Origin of the sequence: Pseudoalteromonas luteoviolacea S2607 (assembly GCF_001625575.1) — a bacterium.
In the GTDB taxonomy this organism is placed as follows: Bacteria; Pseudomonadota; Gammaproteobacteria; order Enterobacterales; family Alteromonadaceae; genus Pseudoalteromonas; species Pseudoalteromonas luteoviolacea_E.
The window spans coordinates 1-20,041 of sequence record NZ_AUXV01000024.1; the positions used below are offsets into that span (position 1 = coordinate 1).

Genomic DNA, 20,041 nt, shown 5'->3' on the forward strand with positions numbered 1-20,041 from the left:
GGCAGAGCGTGAAGAAGCAGAGCGCTTAGCGAAAGAGCAGGCAGAGCGTGAAGAAGCAGAGCGCTTAGCGAAAGAGAAGGCAGAGCGTGAAGAAGCAGAACGTCTAGCGAAAGAACAAGAAGAGCAAGAGAAGCCGAAGAAAAAGGGCTTCTTTGCACGTCTAAAACAAGGTTTACTAAAAACTAAAGAAAATATCGGGTCAGGTTTTGCTTCTATCTTCAAAGGCAAAAAAATTGACGATGATTTATTTGAGGAATTAGAAACGCAATTATTAACGGCTGATCTGGGTGTCGATACGACCATGAAGCTCATTGATAATTTAACTGACGCCGCAGATCGTAAGCAGCTTAAAGATGGTGATGCCCTTTATGAACTGATGAAAAGTGAAATGGCGGACATCTTAAAAGATGCGGAGCAACCGTTAGAAATAAATGCGGGCAAAAAACCTTATGTGATCTTGATGGTTGGTGTGAACGGTGTAGGTAAAACAACAACTATTGGTAAAATGGCAAAACAGTTCCAAGCGCAAGGTAAATCGGTAATGCTTGCTGCGGGTGATACTTTCCGTGCTGCCGCTGTTGAACAGCTTCAAGTATGGGGTGAGCGTAATGAAATCCCTGTTGTAGCACAGCACACGGGTGCTGACAGTGCCTCAGTTGTATTTGATGCGTTTCAAGCCGCACAAGCAAGAAATGTAGATGTACTAATTGCTGATACAGCTGGACGTCTTCAAAACAAAGACAACTTGATGCAAGAACTAGAAAAAATAGCCCGGGTTATGAAGAAGCTTGACCCAGATGCGCCACATGAAGTGATGCTTACGATTGACGCTGGTACGGGGCAAAACGCAATTAGTCAGGTTAAACTATTTGATCAAGCTGTTGGCTTAACGGGGATCTCGTTGACTAAACTAGATGGTACGGCAAAAGGTGGCGTTATTTTCGCTGTTGCGGACCAGTTCAAGATCCCAATTCGTTATATTGGTGTGGGCGAAGGTATTGACGACTTGAGAACGTTTAAAAGCCAAGACTTTATTGAAGCGCTATTTAGTCAAGAAGACGAACATAAAAACTAATAACATCGTAAAAGCGCCTTTTAAAAGAAGGCGCTTTTTAGTTAGGGAATGAATATAGGCATTTTTCGGGTTAGGTATGATTAAATTTGATCAAGTTAGTAAGACTTACCCAGGAGGACATAGAGCCCTCGAAAAGGTAAGTTTTGAGCTCGGCAAAGGAGAATTAGCTTTTTTAACTGGCCACAGTGGTGCTGGAAAAAGTACTCTATTAAAGTTAATTAGCTTGATGGAAAGGCCATCAGCTGGGAAAGTGTCAATTAATGACGTGGATCTCAATCGCATTTCGAATCGTCAAGTCCCTTTTGTTCGCCGTGATATCGGTATCATATTTCAAAATCACCGCCTGCTTGAGCGCTACAATGTCTTCGATAATGTGGCGCTGCCACTTGTAATTGAGGGGACTCACCGAAAACATATTACAAAACGCGTGCATGCCGCATTAGATAAAGTAGGACTTTTAGATAAAATAAAATGCCAGCCCAGTACTTTGTCTGGCGGTGAACAGCAACGTGTTGGTATTGCTCGCGCTATTGTTAATTCACCACCGTTGTTATTGGCGGATGAACCGACAGGTAACTTAGACCCTGAATTATCAATGGAAATTCTAACTTTGTTTGAAGACTTTAATCGCCATGGCACGTCTGTACTCATTGCTACCCATGATTTGGGTCTGATCGCGCGAATGAAATACAGAAGTTTAACATTAGAACACGGCCGAATGCTGCAAGATCCACTCGCGATTGACCCATTAAAAGGTGACTACCTGGGAGGGCACTCATGAGTTTGTTGTTTAAAGGGCGCGGCAATCAAGCTAATAGTCAAGAAAAATCCATCTTCCTAAAACTTTACTTTTTCGTTCTTACTTTATTTCGTCATGGGGTGCATAGCCTTGGTGAAATGTGGCGCACGCCAATGGCATCGTTGATGACAATTTTGGTATTAGGATTAAGTCTTACCTTACCAACGACACTTTATGTTGTTGTCAAAAATGTGCAGAAAGTAAGTAGTGGTTTTCAAGAGGCTGCTGAAATCTCACTTTTTGTTAAAGAAAGTACCAGTGAACAGGAAACACAAACTCTAGTAACGCGTTTAGGTCTGTACCCAGAAATTGAATCTGTGAGTTTTATTTCACAGGCGCAAGCATTAAATGAGTTCAAGCAAATCTCTGGGTTTGGTCAAGCCTTGGATTATTTAGAAGAAAATCCATTGCCCAGCGTTGTGCTTGTAACACCAACAAAGCGCCATCGCGGTGCTGATAGCGCTCAGATGCTGTTAGAGAAGCTTGAAAAAGAGCGGGAAGTGGAGTTTGGTAAGTTAGATATAGAGTGGCTTGAGAGACTTAATGCGTTATTAGGTTTGCTCAAAGAAAGTGTGTTTACGGTAGGGATACTCTTACTCAGTGCTGTTGTGCTGATAATCGGTAATACGATTAGATTGTCTATTATGGATAAAAAGGAAGAGATCCAAGTTTTGAAATTGGTTGGGGCAACCAACACCTTTATCCATACTCCTTTTTTGTGGACTGGTATATGGTACGGCATCGTTGGCGGCTTAGTTGCCTTTATTTGTGTTACACTTATGTTGTGGTGGCTAGAGTCTGCTGTTTCTTTGGTTGTAGGCGTATATCAAAGTAGTTTTGTGTTAGAAGGCTTAGAGTTATCTGAGTTGATGTTTTTGTTGCTGTTAGCTATTTCGCTCGGCTTCATTGGGTCTTACTTATCAGTGCGAAAATATATTCGCGAGATTGAACCTGAAAAAGTTTAACCTGTCAGATCTAGCAGGTCTTTTAGATTAAAGGCCTGTTCTCCATTCATCTTGTATTAAATTCGTTTATATTAGTCTATATAAATCAAGTGCTTATTTATTCTTTATATCGGGATAATAAAAAGCTTGATTTTTAGTCTCAAAAAGTAGTAGATTGCAGTTAGCACTCTAAAGGTTAGAGTGCTAAAATTAACTAAAGATTTATCACTGAGGTGAAAAATGAGTAAAGACATATATGCAATGGCATTAACAGCTGGACAGCAAAGCGCGAGTATTGAAGGGTATTTGCAGGCTGTTAGTACGATCCCAATGCTAGACGCTGAAAAAGAGCATAAACTTGCGACGCGTCTTCATGAAAATGGCGATCTTGATGCAGCTAAGCAACTCATTATGTCTCACCTCAGGTTCGTTGCGCATATTGCGAAAAGTTATTCAGGATATGGTCTACCGCAAGCGGATTTGATCCAAGAAGGCAACATTGGACTGATGAAAGCTGTTAAGCGCTTCAACCCTACGGTAGGCGTAAGACTTGTATCATTTGCTGTGCACTGGATCAAAGCTGAAATTCACGAATATGTATTAAAGAATTGGCGCATTGTTAAAGTTGCGACAACGAAAGCTCAACGTAAGCTATTTTTTAACTTGCGTAAAAATAAAAAGCGCTTAGGTTGGTTCAATCAAGAAGAAGTAACCACGGTAGCGACCGAGTTAGGTGTGAGTGAAAAAGAAGTTCGTGAAATGGAGTCTCGTATGAGTGGCCAAGACATGGGCTTTGATTTAGGTGCTGATGAAGATGATAATAGCACCAGCACTAGCTTCTCACCTGTACAGTACCTTACAGATACAAATAGTGATTTGGCCGAAGTCATTGAAGAAGAGCAATGGCAAGAGCAGTCGCAAAACCGTTTACTTGCAGCAATGAAAACACTCGATGAGCGCTCGCAAGATATCGTGGCTGCGAGATGGCTAGCAGAAGATAAGGCGACACTGCAAGACTTAGCCGATAAGTACAGTGTATCTGCTGAGCGTGTTCGTCAGCTAGAGAAATCAGCAATGAAAAAGCTGCAAGCTGCAATGAGCTAATAGTTAAAACAAATTAAGCATAAATACCGCTCCATATGGGGCGGTATTTTTTTGTGTCATAAAAAATTGAGCTTACAAGTGTACGCTTATTTGATTATAATGCTCAGCTTAAGATATAGGAGCTCAGAATTTGTTAGCTTTATTTCGTATCGTGGCAATGGCCATGTTTATTATTTTTAGTTGTGTCTTTGGATTAGCGTTATGTATTGTCAGGCCGTTTCATCGCAATAATGTGCATGTGATTGCGTCTTGGTTTGGGTCAATGGCGAAAGTTATTGGTGTTGAGTTGGTGATCGATAGAGCGCCTGAAGTCAAAGATATTGGACCAGCATTGTATGTGGCTAATCACCAAAATAACTATGACTTATTCACTTTACCAGCTGTAGTTCCTCAAAATACAGTGAGCATGGGTAAAAAAAGCTTAAAGTGGATCCCGTTTTTTGGTCAGCTTTACTGGTTGTCAGGTAACATTTTAATTGACAGAGCTAATCGTTCAAAAGCGGTTGGCACGCTGGATAGGGCAGTACAAAAAATTAAACAAAAAGGCCTATCTCTTTGGATGTTTCCTGAAGGGACTCGTAGCTATGGCCGTGGGCTGCTACCATTTAAAACGGGTGCTTTTCACGCAGCGAAAAGTGCACAAGTGCCAATTGTTCCTGTGTGTATGAGCTCGACCCAAAACAAAATCAAATTAAATCGCTGGGACAATGGCAAAGTGTATATTTCTATAATGGCTCCGGTAGAGTTGTCAGCGGATAAATCTGCAAGAGAGCATGCAAATAACATTCATGCTAAAATGGCCGACAGAATCGCACAATTAGATAAAGGTGAATAAGCTGATGGAAAATTGGCAAGAGATCAGTGAAGATATTGTGGAGTCATTACTTGAAGATGGCTCTAACCCTGAAAAGTTATATGAGGTTGAGCACCACTTTGTGTGTGAAGACTTTGACAAGCTAGAAGAAGCCGCTTTAGCAGCATTTAAACTCGGCTATGATGTTGAAGAGCCAGCTGAACTAGAGTTGGAAGATGGTGGTAAGATCTGGGGCTTTGATATTGTTGTTGAAGCAGAACTTAACGCAGAAGTGATTATGGAAGATGTAACTAAGCTTGTGGCTGTAGCGACTCAGACTGGGGTTGAATACGACGGCTGGGGTACCTACTTTCAAGACTAATTAAAACGCATTCTCAATGCGGTAGAAAGAAATGGATTTCTCTCTCTTAAATTCTCATCCTTTATTATTGTATTTTTATCTAGTAGTAGACAATTTAGTCGTAACTATGCATATTATTGCGGTTTGAGTAAAAAAGCTTCACTTAGGAACTATGCACGCGACAATCCCTATTAATGAACTTGTGCCAGGAATGTTTGTGGACAGCGTCCACAGGTTAAAATCTGATGCAGATGTAAAGCTAAAGTCACGAGGGATGGTGCGTAATTCAGCGATAATTGCAAAGCTGGAAGCTGATGGTGTACTTGAATTAAACATTGATATTAAGCAGAGCCAAGTCCCCGTACCCGAACATTACCTCCCTAAACCTGAAGTCTCACCACCACAGGTACCAAGGTACACTCGTGTTGCGCAAAATACTGCTGAGGCGAGTGAAGCGCAGACGTCGCAATTAAATAGCAATGTGCCAACAGCTGAGGTGTTTGCAGCTGCTTTAAATCAATTTGAAGTACAAAACAAAAAGCTTCAGATTGTGTATGGCAATATCTTGGGGGGAGAAGCCCTGCAGCTTCACTTAGTCAATGATATTAGCCAAGAGATTGTTGCTTCGGTGACTCAAAATAGCAATGTTATGGCCATTCTAACGCGTTTAAAGGACAAGCAAGGCTTTAACTGGCGCCATATGATCAACTGTACTATTTTGATGACCATTTTTGCCAAGTACTTAGGGTTAAAGCCACATGTTGTAACTCAAATGGCTATGGCTGCAATGCTGCATGACATTGGAAAAAGTAAAATACCGCAAAGCATCTTGGAAAAAGCGACACCATATACCAAGCATGAAAGACGACATTGGCAAAAGCATGTGGCGTATTCAGTTGCCATGGTTAAGGAAGAAAAAGGCATTACGCCGTTGGTTATCGACATGATAGTCAACCATCACGAGCGTTTAGATGGTAGCGGATTTCCCAGAGGGCTCAGTGCAGAAAAGCTAAGTAAAGCGGCTCGGGTAATGGCAATCGTGGACGAATATGCATCTTTGACAACAGATCAAAGCTTTGAGGAAGCGCTTGAGCCGGTGCACGCGCTGCGTATTCTGTTATCAAACAAAGATAAGTTTGATGAGGTATTGGTGCATAAGTTTATTCGATGCATCGGCATTCACCCTGTTGGTACAATCGTAAAGTTGACCAATGACCGTCTTGGCTTGGTCATGGCTGGTAATAAAGAAAACCCGAAGGCACCCATTGTTCGAGTGTTCTACAATGCCAAACATATGCATCACGTCACAATGAAAGATGTTGATCTAAATGACAACGATGATATTAAAATTATCGCAAATGTGAAGCCACTTGATTATCAGATCAATTTATCCCGTCTGTTACAAGAGAACTTGCTTGTTTAGCTTGCTTGCATCTTTTTAGTCTCTGTACTTTAGCAGAGAGTAAAGCTCCAGCTAGACAGCTCGACATGAGTACTATCCACATTAGAGTGCCTTTTTCGCTGTGCAGTGCGATGCAACAGCACGCCAGCGCTGCTAGTGCAGCCATAATGGCACCAAGCCAGTAATGATTTACTGGATTGTCACATTGTCCTGCTCGTTGGCAAGCACAGTAATTTGCTTTACATAGGCAGAAAACACTGACCCCAGAAAGTAGCAGCGCTGCCAAGATCAACAACACTATCATAATCATCTCCCTTAAAGTAATGGCGAACAGTATAAGCGAAACTTTGAAATGGTTCAATGATATTGAGAATCAGTCTCATTTATGGTGCTAATATAATTGTTTAAATGCTGGTCTGCTTTGTTATTAAAAGTAATTAAATGATTCTATTTCACTCAATTAGGTTGTTAAAAGCCCTAAAATTGGAGATTTTTAATTCTTATTTATGTACTGTGTCGCGCAACACATTTATCGTATTTTTGATTTAGGGGTTATTAATGAACAAAGTAATGGTCGCGCTATTGGGCACAGGCATGTTGATGGTATCAACGCAAAGTTTAGCTGCCGCATTCCAATTAGCTGAGCAAAACGTTTCTGGATTGGGTCGTGCCTATGCCGGCGAAGCGAGTGTGGCAGATGATGCTTCCGTGGTTTCTAGAAACCCTGCGCTGATGAGCAGGCTTGAAGGTACACAGCTAAGCGTTGCGGCGATGTACGTAAAACCAGATGTTAGTCTGCAAGGTACAAGCACTAATAACGGAGTGCCAGCCGCCGCTTTGGATAATAGCAGCATTGCACCGAGTGCGATTGTGCCAAGTGCTTTTATGACGACCTCTATCGGAGATAAGTGGTCTGTTGGCGGCGGCATATACTCACAGTTTGGTCTTGCCACGGAGTTTGATGCTGATTATGTTGCGGGTCAGATTGCAGGCGAAACAGAAATAGTAACCATCAATACAGGTGTGGCAGCCTCCTATCAAGTGGATGAGCAGTGGAGTGTCGCTTTTGGGTTAAACCATGTTTACGCTGATGCGAAAATTATTCGTAATTTGGGAGCGAATAATCTAGGGGTACCAAAAGAAACTGAGGTGGTTGATTTAGAGGGTGATGACTCTGGCTTTGGTTGGAATGTGGGGGTTGTTTATAACATCGATGCTGATAATCGATTTGGTTTTCACTATCGCAGTGAAACGGATATTACTTTTGAGGGTACCTTCAGTAACCAATTACCTGCGGCAGCCCCATTCAATGGAACGGCAGGTAAGCAGCTACCTGGCAGTGTTGCTATCACATTGCCAGCAATTGCTGAGGTGTCTGGTTCTCACAAATTGAATACAAAATCGACCTTGCACTACAGTATTTTGTGGACCGGCTGGAATAGTTTTCAGACGTTATCTGCTGAAGTAGACAACGTAGGGACGGTATTTAGTAAAGATGAAAACTTTAGCAATTCACTACGATATTCGGTTGGCACTGATTATCAATGGAATGAGGCATTAAAGTTACGCGCGGGTTTTGCATATGATGAGTCACCTGCCGATGAAAACCATATGTCTATTTCTATTCCTGATACCGATCGAACTTGGTATGCATTTGGTGCAGAGTACCAAATGAGTAAAGAGGCCAGTATTGATTTTGGAGTTAGTATAATTCGCGGTAAAACACAGCGTTTTATTGAGAAAGATAACGCTGGAAGTGAGTGGGGGTTTAAGTCTAAAGGCCATGCCTCTGTGTTTGGTTTACAGTACAACCACACTTTATAAAATGCATATAAAGCGGACGCGCTATTGTTAGAAAAGGCTGCGGATTGCAGCCTTTTTACTCTCTTAAAGTTTGTCTTTCAATTGATAAAGGAGCGCGTGGGCTTGCTTGGGTGTTAGCTCATCAGGGTCGATAGTTTCTAACATTATTTCTACCTCTGAAGGCTCACTATTTAGCACGAGACTTTGCTGCTGAGGGGCGCTTCCAGCTGTGCTTTCAACAACACTTTGATGTTGTTCTAGTAGCGTGAGCTTTTGCTTTGCAAGTTTTATCACTGCTTTTGGTACACCGGCAAGGCCAGCTACTTGCAGGCCAAAGCTTTTACTTGCTGCACCCTCTAACACTGTGTGTTTAAAGGCAATGGTATCGTTATGTTCAACTGCGTCCAAATGCACGTTAACCAATCCGGTTTGTTGTTCAGCCAGCTCGGTTAATTCAAAGTAATGTGTCGCAAACAGCGTTTTTGCAGAGATCTTATTGGCTAGATAATCAGCGGTAGCATAGGCCAAGGAAAGGCCGTCATAAGTACTTGTACCGCGACCTATTTCATCCATAAGTACCAACGACTGTTCTGTGGCGTTATTTAAAATAGTGGCTGTTTCGGTCATTTCCACCATAAAGGTTGAGCGCCCGGAAGCCAAATCATCGCTGGCACCAATACGCGTAAATATTCTATCTATTTGACCAATGTGCGCACTGTTTGCTGGCACAAAGCTACCAATATGTGCCATTAACACAATAAGTGCTGTTTGGCGCATGTAGGTTGATTTACCGCCCATATTCGGGCCGGTAATTAGTAGCATCTTACGTCCACTATTCAGATGTACTGGATTGGCAATAAATGGTTCACTGCTAACATGTTCGACAACTGGGTGGCGACCCGCCTCAATATGAATTTCGTCTCCCGAAGTCAATTCCGGTTTACAGTAGTCGAGGGTCTGAGCGCGTTCAGCCAAGGTATTGAGCACGTCTAAATCAGCGAGTGCACTTGCCATAATCTGGAGCTGCTCGATATACGGAGCGATTAACTCGAATAGCTGTTCATAGAGTTGCTTCTCTAGTGCCAACGCTTTTGATTGGCTACCTAACACTTTGTCTTCGTGTTCTTTCAACTCTGGAATGATATAGCGTTCATTATTTTTGAGTGTTTGGCGGCGAATATACTCTGGTGGCGCTAAGTGAGAGTTGGCCTTGCTGATTTCGATATAGAAACCATGTACTTTGTTGTAGCCAATCTTTAGTGTACTGATCCCCGTTCTTTCACGTTCACGCTCCTCTAATTGATCCAGTACATCTGTAGCGCCTTCACTGAGCGCTCGCCATTCGTCCAGCTCACTCGAATAGCCTTTGGCAATGACACCCCCATCTCGGATCAGTACAGGTGGATTATCAATAATTGCGCGCTCTAGTAACTCTTGAAGGTGCGGTAATTGAGGAGATTGAGCTTTAATTTGCTGTATGCGTGCATCTTCACTTTCATTAAGTAAATGATGAAGAGGCGGCAATGCTTGTAACGCACTGCGTAATCGAGTGAGATCTCTGGGCCTTGCATTACAGAGAGCTAGTCTAGCGACAACACGCTCAATATCTCCAATTTGACGCAAAGCATCATAGACATCCATACCAAGTTGAAGGTTCAAGATACTCGATATGGCGTTAAGGCGTGCGTTCAGTTCTTGTCTATCTCTAACAGGGGTATGAATACGGCGCTTTAACAGACGCGAACCCATTGGGGTGGCGGTTTTATCCAGCACTTGAGCCAAAGTATTATCTATCGAGCCAGAAAGGTTCATTGTTAGCTCTAGATTTTTACGTGTCGCAGCATCTAAGATCACTGCATGTTCATTTTTTTCAAGAGTTATGGATCTGATGTGAGGTAACGCAGTGCGCTGAGTGTCTTTAACATATTGCATCACACAGCCTGCTGCTATCAAACCTGCGCTGGCATTTTCAACCCCAAAACCGATGAGATCTTTGGTTTCAAACTGCTGGCACAGCAGATGCCTAGCGGTGTCTAAATCGAATTCCCAGTCTGGGCGTCTGCGACTGCCTTTGATTTGTTCTAACACGATTAAATTTTGAAAAGACTCTGGATAGAGTAATTCGGCCGGTTGTAGCCTTTGCAATGTTGATGTAAGCGCTTCGTCCGTAGCCAGCTCAACAATGTTGAAACGTCCTGAATTAATATCAAGATATGCCACGCCATATTTGGTTTTATCTTGCCAAACAGCTGCGAGTAAATTGTCTTGACGCTCTTGCAACAGTGCTTCATCAGTGACCGTTCCTGGTGTCACAATGCGCACAACCTTACGTTCAACTGGCCCTTTGCTTGTAGCCGGATCACCAACTTGCTCACATATCGCAACTGATTCGCCCATTTGTACCAAACGTGCAAGGTAGTTTTCTACGGCATGATAAGGCACACCTGCCATTGGGATAGGATTGCCACCGGCTTTACCACGATGGGTTTGCGATATGTCTAGCAATTGCGCGGCACGGATGGCATCGTCAAAAAATAATTCGTAAAAGTCACCCATACGGTAGAATAGCAGGATCTCCTTATGTTGGGCTTTGATCCTAAGATACTGCTGCATCATAGGTGTTTGTTGCTTTATAGTATGTTCAGAATAAAGATCTAATGACATGCTTCTACCTAAGGTTTTTTGTATGGAAATACACACTAAGATCGCCGCATTGGCGGCACAATTGGGCGCTATTCTAACGAATAAAAGCTTCACGATCACTACTGCTGAGTCGTGTACTGGGGGAGGAATCAGTTATGCGCTTACAGATACCCCCGGTAGCTCGGTTTATATTGACCGGTGTTTTGTCACTTACAGTAACGATGCTAAGCAAGCTTTGTTAAACGTGCGTGAACAAACGCTCATAGAATTTGGTGCTGTAAGTGAGCAGACTGTCATTGAAATGGCCAATGGGGCAAGAGCACACGCACAGGCGGACGTTGCGATTTCGGTCTCAGGAATCGCAGGCCCCTCAGGTGGGACTGAATTAAAACCCGTCGGTACTGTATGGTTTGCCGTTGATATACAGCAAAAGACCTATACATTTAAGCAAGTTTTTTCCGGAGGTCGCGCTGAAGTGAGATTGCAAGCTATTGAATTTATTTTGGAAAAAATAATTTCTTTAATAAATCAGTAAAAGACTCTTGATACTGTAATTCTATACAGTATACTTGTCGGCAACACGCTAGATTGGAGAAACAGATGAACGATAACAAACAAAAAGCATTAGATGCTGCATTGTCGCAAATTGAGCGTCAATTCGGTAAAGGATCAATTATGAAGTTAGGCGATAGCCAAGCTTTAGACATAGAGTCAGTATCTACCGGTTCTCTAGGATTGGATATTGCTTTGGGTATCGGTGGTCTGCCAACTGGTCGTATTGTAGAAATTTATGGTCCTGAGTCATCGGGTAAAACAACGCTAACACTGCAAACTATTGCACAAGCGCAAAAAATGGGTAAAACGTGTGCATTCGTTGATGCTGAACACGCACTTGACCCAGTATATGCTGAAAAGTTAGGCGTAAATGTAGACGACCTGCTAGTTTCTCAGCCTGATACTGGTGAGCAAGCACTAGAAATTTGTGACATGCTAGTTCGTTCTGGCGCTGTTGATGTTGTCGTAGTTGACTCTGTAGCTGCCTTGACACCTAAAGCCGAAATTGAAGGTGATATGGGTGATTCACATGTTGGTCTTCAAGCTCGTTTGATGTCACAAGCTTTACGTAAACTAACAGGTAACATTAAGCGTTCAAATACGCTTTGTATCTTCATCAACCAAATTCGTATGAAGATTGGTGTGATGTTCGGTAACCCTGAAACAACTACTGGTGGTAACGCACTTAAGTTTTACTCATCTGTAAGATTAGACATCCGTCGTATCGGTTCGGTAAAAGAGGGTGATGAGGTTGTCGGTAATGAAACCCGTGTGAAGGTTGTTAAAAACAAAGTTGCGCCTCCGTTTAAGCAAGCTGAATTTATCATTATGTATGGTGAGGGTTCTTCTAAGCAGGGTGAACTTATTGACCTTGGTGTAAAACACAAGTTAGTTGATAAAGCTGGCGCTTGGTTTAGCTACAATGGCAATAAAATTGGTCAAGGTAAAGCTAACTCAATTAAGTTCTTAAAGGAAAATGTAGCAATTGCTGACGAAATTGAAGGCAAGCTACGTGAAATGTTATTGCTTCAAGCTACGATCAAAGATGAAGAAGGCGAAGACAAAGGTCTAGCAGACTTAGAAGATCAGCTATAAACCTCCAAAGCTAGCGCATCTTCAATAGAAAAACCGCTTATGTTTAAGCGGTTTTTTTGTGCTTATTGAACATGTGAAGACTTGCAGCACATGCGAATTTTCAGCCCTTCACAACAAGGGAATATTTACATCACACTTCTTGCTCGGTTGGCGTAAAGCTCTATGTCACAGTATTCGACACTCGCGTTTTTGAAGTGTGCCTGAATCCCTAGTTATCAATAAATTTTCTGTAAAATACGCGATATCTGTGTAGAATTGAGACACATACGACCACATCTTTACATATAGAAAATTAAAGAAGTTAACACGACTATGTTTCATATCGCACTACATGAACCCCGCTTACCACAGAATACTGGTAATTTAATCAGGCTAGTTAGTAACAATGGCTGTCACTTACACCTAATAGAACCTTTGGGTTTTGACTTGGATGAAAAGAAGCTGCGCCGAGCGTCACTTGATTATCGTGATATGGCTAAAGTAACGGTTCATCCTGACTATGAATCCTTCCTAGAGGTGATGGGAGATAGGCGTATTTTTGCTTTGACGACCAAAGGAAGTCGCCCACATCACGAGCCGGAATATCAGGAAGGTGATGTTTTATTGTTTGGCTCAGAGACTTCCGGGTTACCTGATGAAATTCGTAACTCATTTCCAGCTGAGCAGCGTATTCGTATTCCAATGCTGCCAGATGCTCGCAGCATGAATTTATCTAATGCTGTTGCCATAGTGAGTTATGAAGCATGGCGTCAAGTTGGCTTTTCGGGCGGCAAATAAGGTTTCGCGCTTTAACTATGCGTTAAGTTAAAGCGTGCCTCTAAAATTTAGAGCCAGTTAAACGGTGTAGCTGTTGTTAAAACACGGTTGAGCATGACTAAAAAGTGAAGTCTTTTAAGCGCAGCACATCATTTTTTGGTTTAACGCTAAAAGTGCGATTTAAGTATGTTGACGCATTCAAAATAAACACTTCTTGTTTGCAATTTAAGCGCTTTTTGTTCATCCACGCTTCTTCACCTCCACATATTAGTTATGAGTATGATCTAGGACAATAAGCGACTTTAGTCTGTAGATTTTGGCGTTGACAGGGTTGTTCAATTATCATACTTTTGTCACTGTAGTAGAAACTACAAATAACCTAATAGACAGTAAAATAAGGAGTTGTTATGAAAACATTGTCTATCGCCGCTCTACTTTTATCGACACTGACAATTAGTGTTCAAGCACTTGCTACAGACTACACAATCACAAAGCAGAAACAACCAAGCAGAATGTTAGTTCTTAGTTCTGCTGGAGGACTATCAAGCGAGCTGTTCTCTGTGTTAAATATGGATTTAAGAGATATTCCTTACAGAGACAAAACAGGTACAATCACTGGTATTAGTTATGTTTCTGCAAGCTTTTCAGACTCTGCAACAGAGACCGCAGAGCTATGTTTTTACCGAGCTTATAGTTCAAACCCTCTTATGTGCGAGGAGATTGTACCAAACTCTTCCGGTATGGTGACTGCTTTCAACGGTCAATGGTTCAGAGCGGGTGTTCAAGCATCTATTGTTCATCGGGTTGAAGCGACTGGCAGCTTCCACTATTTAGAGCCAAACAGAGAAGAGAGCGTTACTTTCCACTATACTACTAACTAGTCAGTCTTTGCCCCTTTATGTCAATATGGGGGCAATTCATTACGCTTAGAAGAGATAGATAATATGGATATATCAAGCACTAAGTGGAGTTCAAGTTCAGGTGTTACGGCAAAAAACTCTCAGCAAACTCAGTCACCAATCAGCCAATTTAAATCAAACACGACCAATGTCTCATTTTCATCTTTGGCATTGAAGTTAAAAGATGCCCAACGTTCAATAGACAATGCACAGGTTAAGCAGCTGCCTTTAGTCTGGAATGGGCAAAAAGCGCTGAAAAGTGAACAGCTGAATAAACAGGAAGTCGCCGCTGCGAGGTGGGAGTTTGAGCAATTGTCAAAAGCTCAGTTAGAGACGATTGCGTTAGACCCAGGTGGCACATTTTCTGATGTGGAGAAAGTCGCCGCATATGAACAATGGCATGTATTAGACCAAATGGCATTGTCTAGCATGCAGCGAGAAAGTTTAGAGCATGAAAACCCGCTTGATGCGATTACAGGATTTGAAAAGGCAGTAAATTCCCACACTCAATCTTTCTCGGTACTTGGCAAAGCGATGGTCTCTGAGCAATATGCCTCAAATGCACAAGCAAAATTTGAAGCCATCATCAATGAACAGGACAAAGCACTACACAAAACCACAAGTCAGTCTGAACACTATTACACGATGATGGTGAAAGATATTTTTGCAGGTGATGAACCTAATGTGCTGAGTGGTGTTGATGGGATGTCTCTCTCCAATATATCTAAAAGCCCTTTTGAATTTTTAACTCAAGAGGACCGATTATTGTTGGCAGATATGTATGAGTATGCGGATCAAAATGATATCGACTTTAAATATATTCAAAGGCTTGCGAGTGACCTTGGTGACTACAGAAAGCACAACGACGGTAAGTTGGTAAGCAATTTCAACAGCGGTCATTTCGATGAACATGGGCATCAACTCAGTGTCGGTTTTACGGAAAAAGATCAGGCTACGATAGATAGCCTGCGCAGCGGGAGTGCACTCGCTTCTTCACGATTAGATCAGGGGTTTGTCTCATTTCTTACGGATCCCGGTTTGGGAGCACTTTCCCATGTAGGGAGCTACCAGTTTTTACAGCATATGGTAGAAGTGACAGCTGGCTCACAAACTAGCGTATCAGCTGGGAACTTTGAAGTATTTAAGGACTTTTCGAGCACTGTTGAACGGTATGTGATGAGTACTTCTGAAGAGGCAATCACTAGGCCTGAGCCTGATGTAGTTTGTAAAAATGGACATTGCGAAGTCACAGAGAAGGGGCGTCAAAATGGAGTGACATTAGCGCAGGATGAAAAAGCAATGAGCCCTGCGATTGATCTTAAATCTGAGTCAATAGAGTCATTGATACAGCAGTTTAAAAATACAGAAAAGCAAGAAAGTATCTGGTACCAATGGTTGGCCGATGATTAAAGTACCTATTTTTACAGAATGCTCTATCAGATTATTTTGGCATTTTCCCGCTTTAAGGGCACCAATTTGACATGCGCTTATACTCTCCCTAAACGATAGTCAATGAATTTGGTGACCCATGTTTCGTCATTATAAGTAGTTATAACCCAATTGAATAGGGTGTTTATTCCATGTCATGAGTCGTTAAAAGTCCAATGTAACGTCAAGTCAGAGCACTCATGCAGCTAGCATTGATATGACACATCAATTTATGGTGTTTATCAAGATAGCCAACAATAAGCATTTGTAATCTAATATTTCTATTTTACTCCATTTCTGGAGTATGATGAGAGAGTTGAACGCGTGCAACAAGGGGGAGTAACTGTGACGCGTAATTATGATTATCTAGTTCGTTTTTCGAGCATTTTTACTATCGTGATGGCTGGCATAATGATCGTTGCCAAAGCGTCGGCTTGGTTATCATCTGGTAGTGCTTCAATGCTTGGTTCACTGACGGACTCTATGTTAGACGTGACAGCATCTCTTATGAGCTTTTTTGTGTTGAGTTATGCACTGCGTCCTGCAGATGATGATCACCGCTTTGGCCATGGTAAGGCTGAGGCATTGGCTGGTTTGGGACAAGCGGCGTTTATTTCTGGCTCCGCATGTTTTTTGGCATTTCATGGTATTGAACGGCTCTTTAACCCTGTTGTAATCAACCACAGCATGCTGGGCGTATGGGTGAGTTTATTCGCCATTTTCTGCACATTGTTAGTTGTGATGGTTCAGCATCAAGTGGTTAAGCGTACACAATCCCTGGCGATAAAAGCGGATTCAATGCACTACAAAGGCGATATTTTATTGAATATCGCCGTATTGATAGCTTTGTTGTTAAGTCACTATGGGATCATGTGGGCCGATTCTGTATTCGCAATAGGTGTTGCTGGTTACTTGTTGTATAACTGCTGGGACATAGCCAGAGAAAGTGCCGATCACCTGATGGATAAGGAACTTCCAGAAGAAGAAAAAGCGCTGATTGTAGAGATTGCGACCTCTCATGAGGCGGTCTTTGGTGTGCATAATTTACGAACGCGCCAAAGTGGTAAAGTAAAATTTGTACAACTGCATTTGGAACTTGATGATGATATGCCACTTATGCGTGCCCATGAGGTTGCAGATGAGGTTGTCTCTCAAATACAGGCACAGAGTGAAGGGGAAATTGATGTTTTAGTGCATCAAGACCCTGTTTCGCTCAGTGTGACCGAATCGGCGAATTCATAAAACTGGGCTAATACGGCGTTTCGAATAGAATCCGATTCACACAGTAGTTCATGTTTCCCATTATATGTTTTTAAAGTACAACGTGGATGTCGCCGTGCAAATGTGTGGTGTGCGCTGGCTTTGACAATCGTATCTTGGTTTGCGCTGGCGATACTAAGAGGATGTTTTATGGTGTCTTTGTCCAGCTTTTTGGTCAGCGACAGTGCGGCATTAAGCCAACCAAAGCTAACACCTCCTAACTGTAGTTGCGGGTGTTGCTCATAAAGTTTACGAAATAAATCATAGCGATACTCACAATGTGTGAGTTCGTTTTCAGTAAAAGGCTTTGCTTGGTAGTCTTGCTGGCCTATCGCGTAGTGTTTATCCCGACCCAAAAAACAAGCTAATTTGGCAAGGTTGCTCGCCAGCCAAAATGGATAAGGCGAGGTATTAATTTCGAGCATGGGTGCACACAAAAATGCTCCTTTTGCTGGCGAGTCATAAAAGCGTGTTAGGTAGTCGCATACTATAGCTCCTCCCATTGAATGCGCCATAAATAACCAGTTTTGGGTTGTCGGTGTAACTAGCTGTTCGACCACCAGTTTTAATACCTGTGAAAACTGACTAAAGCATTGAATATGACCTATTTGAGGGTTTTCGACTAACCGAGAAGACATGCCTTGACCTGGATGATCATAAGTAATCACACCAATATTATTTTGTGCTAATTCCCACAGCAATTCTTGGTATTTATGAGCGCACTCTATACGGCCATTGACGAGTACCACCGTATAACGAGGAGCTTGAGGCAAGTGGTAAGTGTAAAAAATATCCCCAAAAGGCGAATCAAGAACGCCCTTGCTGCAATGTTGCCAATGTTGTTCTATGAGCGCTAAATTTTGGGGTAACTCGGTACTATTGCTGTAAATCATTTTGCTGTGTTAAAGGGATGCTCAAGGTGACATCCAGTCCATGATTGTTCTTGAAGAGAATATGGCCATGATGCACTTTTATCGCATGTTGCGCAATCGCGAGCCCAAGGCCAAATCCACCTTTTTGGTTAACGTCAGGCGTCCTAGATTGTGACGCGCGATAAAACGGAATGCACAGTTTATCGAGCATCTCTTCACTGACGCCAGCACCATCATCCGCCACTTGTAAAACAAATTGTTCATTAATAACTTCGCACTTAATCGTCACTTTGGCCGTTGCGTATTTTAGTGCGTTACGAATAATGTTTTCGATAGCGCGATTGAGTAAAACAGCATCGCCCACTAAGTACGCTTCAGGCAGCTCGCCAACGACAATTTGCTTATTCAATTGCTGAGACTCAAACTGTGCGTCGCTGATGATTGGCTCCAAGAGTTCTGCGATACACAAAGAATGTAACACTAAGCAGGAGGTTCCCGATTCTAAACGAGATAACTGTAAAATATCGCTCAGCATATGGTCCAGCAGGTGCGACTCTTTTTCAATTCTTTGCAAATAGTTATCTAGCTCCCCAGAGGCTTTACCCGCAGCAATACCCGTTGCCATTTGTAACCTAGTTAACGGAGAGCGTAACTCATGTGAAATATCAGCGAGGAGTCGCTTTTGACTCAAAACTTGTGTTTCAAGTTGGGAAGCCATGATATCAAAGTCTTTACCTAGCTGTCCGAGTTCATCTCGACGTTTGCTATCAACCTGAGCTCTGGCATTTAGCTCCCCCTTGGCTAGTTTTGCCGCCGCAAGCTGAAGCTGTTTAATGGGCTTCAAAAGACCCATCGCAAACCAATAGCTGAGCACTAAGCTTGCGAGCAACAAGATCGTCAGTTTCATCCACCGAGGCATCAGTTTAACTTTAAGAAATAAATCGCCTTCACGGTTATCTAGTATCATGAAAAGTTGATAGTCATATTGCCTAGCACGAATACTCACCGGACCATAGGCTCGGTATTTTTCTGTGTTAATTACTTTTGGCTCATCACCGATGGCAAAATTGAGTAGTGTTAAGTCAAACTGGTTTAACTCAGGGCTGCTGATTAAGCTTTTATCCGGATCACTATTTTTGAGGTAAAGTTTTGAACGTTTGCCATGACGTCTATGAGTCAGTATTTCCTCAAGAGATTTGTCAGGCATGCGTTCAAGATGTCTATCCAAAGACTTTTTCATATGAAAAAGGTTTTTCAGCATAGGTGGAGAGATGTCTTTTGACGCCAGCACATCGGGTTGTAAAAAGCTAACACTCACCATAATGGCAAGGGTACTAATTACCGTGAGCCAAAACCAGAGAAAGACTTTAATTGCTAAAAATCGTTTCATACTAAGCCGTTAAAAATATATACCCAGAACCACGTAATGTTTTTATGAAAGTGTGGTCGCTGTATTGAGCTAGCTTTTTTCTTACATTGCTTACATGCATATCTACAGAACGGTCGTATGGCACTAGAGGTCGACCGAGTACTCGCTGGCAAAGTGCTTGTTTATTTACGACTTCTCCTGCTGATTTCATCAGATGATAGAGTACTTCATATTCGGTGCCCGTGAGTGTAAGAGGGGTGTTGTTTAAAGTGACACTTCTGGAGGCAATATCAAGAGAGAGGCCATGAAATGCTAAGCTTTGCTCTTTTGTTGCCTGTGTTAGGTGTGCAACACGACGTGTTATTGCTTTTATCCTAGCTAAAAGCTCTCTGTGATTGAAGGGTTTTGGGATGTAGTCATCTGCCCCTAGCTCTAACCCAAAGATTCGGTCAAAATCGTCACCTTTCGCCGTGAGCATAATGACAGGGGTCATTTTTTCTACTCGCAATGCCTTGAGGACCTCAAACCCATCCTTTTTAGGAAGCATGACATCCAACAAAATGACGGCAAATTCTTTATTCAGTGCTTCATTTAGGCCTGTTTCACCGTCATGTTTGCAGGTTACTGAAAACTGCTCACTCTCTAAATATTCGCCTAACAGCTCACATAAAGACTGATCATCATCAATGATCAAAACTGAATTACTCATAACGTCACATCTTCGAGTTTAGATGACTTTTATTGTACCTAACTATAGAGCCCCGAGGATGGAATTTACACTTCTTTACGCACTTTTTCCGGAATCTATGCGTTGCAGAGCATACAGCTAAGCGCTTATACAGCTTCAATAATTTTTGCACATTTGTCATGAACACTATGTCCT

General features: G+C 42.3%; 19 protein-coding genes. 14 read left to right on the forward strand and 5 right to left on the reverse strand.

All coding sequences use genetic code 11. From position 1 onward, the window contains the following. The 7 genes from ftsY to N480_RS13300 all read left to right on the forward strand — a co-directional run. Positions 1-1,075 (forward strand): signal recognition particle-docking protein FtsY (ftsY, locus tag N480_RS13270; RefSeq protein WP_063372982.1); only part of this gene is annotated, 1,075 nt, incomplete at its 5' end. A 76-nt stretch (positions 1,076-1,151) separates the two neighbouring features. Further along, positions 1,152-1,856, forward strand: a complete 705-nt coding sequence (gene ftsE / locus N480_RS13275; protein WP_063372983.1) for a cell division ATP-binding protein FtsE — start codon at positions 1,152-1,154, stop codon at positions 1,854-1,856. Beyond that, positions 1,853-2,839 carry a permease-like cell division protein FtsX gene (ftsX, locus tag N480_RS13280; RefSeq protein WP_063372984.1) on the forward strand — a complete coding sequence of 329 codons (987 nt, stop codon included), beginning with the start codon at positions 1,853-1,855 and terminating at the stop codon, positions 2,837-2,839. Before ftsE ends, ftsX begins: the two co-directional genes overlap by 4 nt. Positions 2,840-3,058: 219 nt before the next feature. Beyond that, complete coding sequence (rpoH, locus tag N480_RS13285; protein ID WP_063372985.1) at positions 3,059-3,922, forward strand: RNA polymerase sigma factor RpoH; 864 nt, start codon at positions 3,059-3,061, stop codon at positions 3,920-3,922. Positions 3,923-4,052: 130 nt separating this feature from the next. Beyond that, positions 4,053-4,757: a 1-acylglycerol-3-phosphate O-acyltransferase gene (locus N480_RS13290; protein ID WP_063372986.1), complete on the forward strand. Its 705-nt coding sequence runs from the start codon at positions 4,053-4,055 to the stop codon at positions 4,755-4,757. A 4-nt stretch (positions 4,758-4,761) separates the two neighbouring features. Then, a complete protein-coding gene (gene rraB, locus N480_RS13295) occupies positions 4,762-5,097 on the forward strand; it encodes a ribonuclease E inhibitor RraB (RefSeq protein WP_063372987.1) in 336 nt (111 codons plus the stop codon). Between the two features lie 151 nt (positions 5,098-5,248). Then, the gene (locus N480_RS13300; protein WP_063372988.1) at positions 5,249-6,499 is read left to right on the forward strand and encodes an HD-GYP domain-containing protein; all 1,251 of its coding nucleotides are present in this window, start codon (positions 5,249-5,251) and stop codon (positions 6,497-6,499) included. Here N480_RS13300 and N480_RS25015 read toward each other — a convergent pair. Next, the gene (locus N480_RS25015) at positions 6,459-6,782 is read right to left on the reverse strand and encodes a hypothetical protein (RefSeq protein ID WP_081225491.1); all 324 of its coding nucleotides are present in this window, start codon (positions 6,780-6,782) and stop codon (positions 6,459-6,461) included. The two genes, N480_RS13300 and N480_RS25015, sit on opposite strands and share 41 nt — an antisense overlap. A 254-nt stretch (positions 6,783-7,036) precedes the next feature. Here N480_RS25015 and N480_RS13305 point away from each other — a divergent pair, with 254 nt between their 5' ends. Continuing rightward, positions 7,037-8,302 carry an outer membrane protein transport protein gene (locus N480_RS13305; protein WP_063372989.1) on the forward strand — a complete coding sequence of 422 codons (1,266 nt, stop codon included), beginning with the start codon at positions 7,037-7,039 and terminating at the stop codon, positions 8,300-8,302. 63 nt (positions 8,303-8,365) lie between these two features. Here the strand turns inward: N480_RS13305 and mutS are convergent, their stop codons facing one another. Then, positions 8,366-10,945, reverse strand: coding sequence for a DNA mismatch repair protein MutS (gene mutS, locus N480_RS13310; protein ID WP_063372990.1), 2,580 nt, complete (start codon positions 10,943-10,945; stop codon positions 8,366-8,368). 22 nt (positions 10,946-10,967) lie between these two features. On the opposite strand from mutS, the gene N480_RS13315 reads away from it, so the two are divergent. From N480_RS13315 to N480_RS13340, 6 genes are all read left to right on the forward strand, one after another. After that, positions 10,968-11,459, forward strand: a complete 492-nt coding sequence (locus tag N480_RS13315; protein ID WP_063372991.1) for a CinA family protein — start codon at positions 10,968-10,970, stop codon at positions 11,457-11,459. 65 nt (positions 11,460-11,524) lie between these two features. Beyond that, positions 11,525-12,574, forward strand: a complete 1,050-nt coding sequence (gene recA, locus N480_RS13320) for a recombinase RecA (RefSeq protein WP_063372992.1) — start codon at positions 11,525-11,527, stop codon at positions 12,572-12,574. Between the two features lie 312 nt (positions 12,575-12,886). Continuing rightward, positions 12,887-13,351, forward strand: coding sequence for a tRNA (cytidine(34)-2'-O)-methyltransferase (locus N480_RS13325; protein ID WP_063372993.1), 465 nt, complete (start codon positions 12,887-12,889; stop codon positions 13,349-13,351). Between the two features lie 386 nt (positions 13,352-13,737). Next, positions 13,738-14,211, forward strand: coding sequence for a hypothetical protein (locus N480_RS13330; RefSeq protein ID WP_063372994.1), 474 nt, complete (start codon positions 13,738-13,740; stop codon positions 14,209-14,211). 63 nt (positions 14,212-14,274) lie between these two features. Next, a complete protein-coding gene (locus N480_RS13335) occupies positions 14,275-15,639 on the forward strand; it encodes a hypothetical protein (protein WP_063372995.1) in 1,365 nt (454 codons plus the stop codon). Between the two features lie 411 nt (positions 15,640-16,050). Continuing rightward, complete coding sequence (locus N480_RS13340; protein WP_419554944.1) at positions 16,051-16,899, forward strand: cation diffusion facilitator family transporter; 849 nt, start codon at positions 16,051-16,053, stop codon at positions 16,897-16,899. Here the strand turns inward: N480_RS13340 and N480_RS13345 are convergent. Genes N480_RS13345 through N480_RS13355 form a run of 3 tightly spaced genes read right to left on the reverse strand, consistent with a single transcriptional unit; the run spans position 16,854 to position 19,867 of the window. Then, positions 16,854-17,810, reverse strand: a complete 957-nt coding sequence (locus N480_RS13345) for an alpha/beta fold hydrolase (RefSeq protein ID WP_063372996.1) — start codon at positions 17,808-17,810, stop codon at positions 16,854-16,856. The genes N480_RS13340 and N480_RS13345 overlap by 46 nt on opposite strands. After that, entirely contained in the window at positions 17,794-19,179 is a 1,386-nt protein-coding gene (locus tag N480_RS13350) for an ATP-binding protein (RefSeq protein WP_063372997.1), read from the reverse strand. The genes N480_RS13345 and N480_RS13350 overlap by 17 nt, the downstream gene beginning before the upstream one ends. Before the next feature lies 1 nt (position 19,180). After that, on the reverse strand, positions 19,181-19,867 hold the full coding sequence (locus N480_RS13355) for a response regulator transcription factor (protein WP_063372998.1): 687 nt from the start codon (positions 19,865-19,867) through the stop codon (positions 19,181-19,183). Positions 19,868-20,041: the final 174 nt, after the last annotated feature.